The organism is Psychrobacter sp. T6-1 (assembly GCF_052258445.1).
The window spans coordinates 1-4,357 of sequence record NZ_JBQQFC010000210.1 but is presented as its reverse complement, the minus strand read 5'-3'; the positions used below and the strand labels follow the sequence as shown (position 1 = coordinate 4,357).

Sequence of the window (4,357 nt, the reverse complement as noted above, 5' to 3'; positions counted from 1 at the left end):
CGCGATACGGGGCAAACGCTGTATATCTTGGATGAGCCGACCACTGGTTTGCATTTCCATGATATTGATAAGCTGCTTAATATCCTGCATGCGCTACGTGATAAAGGCAATACCATCGTGGTCATCGAGCATAATCTTGACGTTATTAAAACTGCCGATTGGGTCATTGATCTTGGTCCTGAAGGCGGCAAAGGTGGTGGACTGATTATCGCAGAAGGGACGCCTGAAGAAGTGGCAGAAGTGAAAGGCTCGTATACGGGTGAGTTCTTAAAGCCGATGCTTAAGCAAGCGATGTCTGAGGCGAGTTAGTATTTTAGTTTCGGTTGTCATTTAAAGGTCACTCTTTTGGGGTGGCCTTTTTTTCGCCGTCCCCCTCATTTTCAAAAACAATAACTTTAGGTTTAAATCAAGCTTATAAATAGATTTTAAATATCTGAAAATATTGATTTTTTATTTGCTTTACCAAATAATTGCATTGGTTTTTTCTCACTTTTCTTACTTAGTTTATCTTCATAGCCTTTATCTGCATTTAGCTGATAAATATCAGGGCTTTCTACGAACTCCAACCAACCTTCTTTCATCCACTTTTCAATGACATTTTTACCCATTATAGAAATTAAATTAGCAAGCTGTGCATGTGGAGAACCAAAATAATAGACAATTACGTTGATAGAAGGGTTTGAATCTTGGTTAAACCCGAATATTTCCTCGATATAATCGCTATCAGAAGAGTCTAGAGAATGTCCCCAAAGGTATATTTCAATTAACTCGTTTTCACCTATGGCACCATATTCAAATTTTTCTCTATCTAAATCAGTTATATCAGGATTACCTCTTAGAAATTGATAGTCTGTATTATTAACTAGTTTCTGATAGTATTTCACAAACCCGTAGGCCTTTTCTTCTACTAGAATCTTATTTTCTAAGTCAGATATGCCTAAGACTATTGTATTAGCCTTATTGCCTCCTGTCTTTCCATGTAGAAATTGTGTATGAGCATGGTTATAGAGCCTTTCGACAGTAGAAGAATAATTGAAGCTATAAATAGTACACTCATCTTTTGATAAAACTTTAGGTAAAGCTAATTTCTTTCTAGGTTCGAATGTATTGATATACTCGATATACATAGAAAATATATCAATAAAATCGTTCCAATGCTTAGTTAAACTTAAAAATATTTTATTTGTATCTAAGTAAACAGCATGCTCATGATAATATTTAACAAACTCTTTATTCAAAGTAAGCTTTCTTATATCAAACTGTTCCCTTTCTATAATATTAAATTGCCATAATATTTTAGAAATAGCTGGATGCTTTCTAAACATTTTTTCTCTAATTAAACTTGACTGTATACTTGCTTCTTTTTTATCGTCTGTTACACGGAAGTGCTGAGGTTCTCCTTCCATTTCATCTATTAAGCTACATACCGAATTAAGAGTATCTTTGACCTCATTCTCAAAATCTATCCACGTATCTACCCCGCTATCAACTTGACTTTTGAAAAACCGAAACCAGTGACTATCTATCAGCTTTTTTTTCAATCCATCTATTTGCTTTACTGTTATTTCTAGCTCTTCTGTTTTATATAGCTCTTTACATTTTGTTAAAATAAAATCTTCATCATCTAAAAAGTCCTTATATAGATAATCAAATGATAGTGAGGTATTTGATGAGGCTTCTTCTACCACTTTCATTACATGAATAAAATGTTCATATTTCGTTGGTAAGTAATGAGCCAAATCAAAGCCATTACCAATTATCAATATTCTATCTCTCACAATCATGAAACTTCTCTTTAATAGTTTGTAGGTTAAGTTGAAGAAAAAACACTTTTATTAAAGTATTGTACCAAACTATCTTGTTAGGTCTCGTACCTCGATACCAAGTTACAGAATATTCTTTAATTATGGCTAATCCGTAGGTTGGAGGTTGGAGGTTGGCGTAGAGCCTGCGACATCCAACAAATAATACACCCACCAAAAACCCTCTCAATTACACCACGTCTCCAATCACAACACTTTCATTACAATCCGCCCCATAACGACCGATAAAATAGAACACATCCAAAATCTAAATAATAATTGAAAATATAAGGATGACTCATGGCTAAGACTATTTTAATCACTGGCAGCACGGATGGCATTGGCAAACTTGCCGCTTTAAATTTAGCAAAAGCGGGACATCAAGTCTATTTGCATGGCAGAGATGTCGAAAAACTTGCTAGCGTTATTATGGAGGTCAAAGCAGTAGCGACTAGCGCATCGACGGACAATATTGATGGGTTTGTGGCGGATTTGTCAGATTTAAATGCGGTGCGTAGCATGGCAGCAGAAGTGAATGACAAGATATCAAAGCTTGATGTCCTTATCAATAACGCCGGGATTTATACCACCGCATCGCCCGTGACCAAAGACGGATTGGACGTGCGTTTCGTGGTCAATTATTTAGCGCCTCATGAGTTAACCAACGCCTTATTACCACTACTTAAAAAGTCTAATCAAGCGCGCATTGTCAATCTAAGCTCAGCGGCGCAAGCACCAATATCCTATCCCGCTTTTGCAGGGAACGAACGTCTCGATGACAAAGACGCCTACGCGCAAAGCAAGCTAGCACTCACGATGTGGAGTATGGACTTAGCCGATACCGTCGCAGATGATAATATCAACGTCATCGCGGTCAATCCTGGCTCGTTACTCAATACCAAAATGGTCGATGAGGCTTATGGCAAATACTGGTCATCAGCAGATAAAGGCGCGAATATCCTAACCGCGCTTGCCATCTCGGATGAGTTCGCTGATGATACGGGTAAATACTTTGATAATGACATCAAGGATGGCGCGCATGGCGAGGCTAGAGGCGAGTTCGGACAACCGCATACTGATGCGTTAAATAAAGACGCCATTACCGAACTTAAACGCCAAACTCAGAATTTATTACAATCACTATAATATTCAACCATAGGAAACACTTATGAACACTCAAGAAAAACAGGCTATTACCCTCGTTGCTAATATCACAGCTAAACCTGAACACGCCGAAAGCCTCAAGTCTGAGCTACTCAAGCTGGCAAAGGCATCACAAGCCGAACAAGGCGCTATGCAATATAATATCCATCAAGATAATGACAATCCGAATCACTTCATTACTTATGAGGTCTGGGAGAGTCAGGAGCTTATGGAACAGCATGGACAAAGCGAGCATTTTCAAAACTTTATGAAGGTCACAAAGGATATGATCGAAGACTCTAATCTTACGCAAATGACCCGTATTGCGTAAGGTTTGTAGACATAAAACTAAGGCGTAACGGTTTATTATCATCGATCAAGATAAGGACATCTTCAATGAAAATCAAAAACCATCCAAAGCTAAAAAAACTCGCATTCAAAGCACAAAAAACTATCGTTAGAAAAATAGTCCACCTACCCAAGCCTATTCTACGCAAAATCGCAGGTAAGCCCATCGCCATAGACGGTCAGACTTTGGATGTCTCAGTGCAAGTCATTCTTAAGCTATTTGGTCCACCGCCCAATCACCTAGCGAGCGTTGCCAGCACGCGCAGACAGATCGATGCACAAGGGCCATTACTCGCGCAGTCTAATCATAAAGATATCATCAGCGATGACTTTCCCCTTGACGTATCAGGCGGTGATAGCATAACGCTACGTCGTTATCGACATCGCAAAGTCAAAGATAATAATCAGCCTGCTTTGGTGTTTTTTCATGGTGGTGGTTATGTGGCAGGCTCACTTGAATCACACGATTTGGTCTGTCAGCATTTGGCGGCAGATGGTAATTGCACCGTCATCGCAGTCGATTATCGCCTCGCGCCTGAGCACCCCTTCCCTACTCCTGTCAATGATGGACTGGCAGCTTTCCGTCATGTTGCCAATAATGCCGATAAGTTTGGTGTTGATGCGACGCGTCTGGCGGTCGGTGGTGACAGCGCAGGTGGTAACTTAGCGGCTGTCGTCGCGCAGCAAACCAAAGACGATACCTATCCGCCAAAATTGCAACTATTATGGGTGCCTTGGGTCGATATGAGCCGTGAGTATGAGTCGTATGAGCTATTTGCGACAGGTTTTTTCTTAGAGCGCGTAAAGATGCGCTGGTTCCAAGAGCAATACATAAACGATAAAGCGGATACCAAAGACCCGATGGCATCGCCGATATTTGGTGATTTAGAAGGCGTCGCTCCTGCCGTTGTTTTGGTCGGAGGATTCGATCCTTTGCGCGATGAAGGCGTGGCTTATGCGAATAAACTTGAAGAAGCCGGTGTAGAGACTCAGCTCACCATTTATGAGACCATGCCGCATTTGTTTTTGATGTTTGCAGGTGAGATTGAGGATGCAAAAGTGGC

Annotated in this window: 4 protein-coding genes and 1 pseudogene; 4 read left to right on the top strand and 1 reads right to left on the bottom strand. The window is 40.3% G+C overall.

Annotated elements, in window-relative coordinates:
* Positions 1-309, top strand: a pseudogene (locus ACTXGO_RS10235) (excinuclease ABC subunit UvrA); the annotation flags it as partial.
* 116 nt (positions 310-425) lie between these two features.
* Here ACTXGO_RS10235 and ACTXGO_RS10230 read toward each other — a convergent pair.
* Positions 426-1,784 carry an AbiH family protein gene (locus ACTXGO_RS10230; protein WP_443574343.1) on the bottom strand — a complete coding sequence of 453 codons (1,359 nt, stop codon included), beginning with the start codon at positions 1,782-1,784 and terminating at the stop codon, positions 426-428.
* Between the two features lie 318 nt (positions 1,785-2,102).
* Here ACTXGO_RS10230 and ACTXGO_RS10225 point away from each other — a divergent pair, with 318 nt between their 5' ends.
* From ACTXGO_RS10225 to ACTXGO_RS10215, 3 genes are all read left to right on the top strand, one after another.
* Positions 2,103-2,948, top strand: a complete 846-nt coding sequence (locus tag ACTXGO_RS10225; RefSeq protein WP_443574341.1) for an SDR family NAD(P)-dependent oxidoreductase — start codon at positions 2,103-2,105, stop codon at positions 2,946-2,948.
* 22 nt (positions 2,949-2,970) lie between these two features.
* Positions 2,971-3,276, top strand: coding sequence for a putative quinol monooxygenase (locus tag ACTXGO_RS10220; protein ID WP_443574339.1), 306 nt, complete (start codon positions 2,971-2,973; stop codon positions 3,274-3,276).
* Positions 3,277-3,341: 65 nt separating this feature from the next.
* Positions 3,342-4,357 (top strand): alpha/beta hydrolase (locus ACTXGO_RS10215; protein WP_443574337.1); only part of this gene is annotated, 1,016 nt, incomplete at its 3' end.

What these genes read in the sequence shown, in the direction of transcription:
- ACTXGO_RS10230 (WP_443574343.1), bottom strand. Translation starts at nt 1,784, where the DNA reads ATGATTGTGAGAGATAGAATATTGATAATTGGTAATGGCTTTGATTTG.
- ACTXGO_RS10220 (WP_443574339.1), top strand. Translation starts at nt 2,971, where the DNA reads ATGAACACTCAAGAAAAACAGGCTATTACCCTCGTTGCTAATATCACA.
- ACTXGO_RS10225 (WP_443574341.1), top strand. Translation starts at nt 2,103, where the DNA reads ATGGCTAAGACTATTTTAATCACTGGCAGCACGGATGGCATTGGCAAA.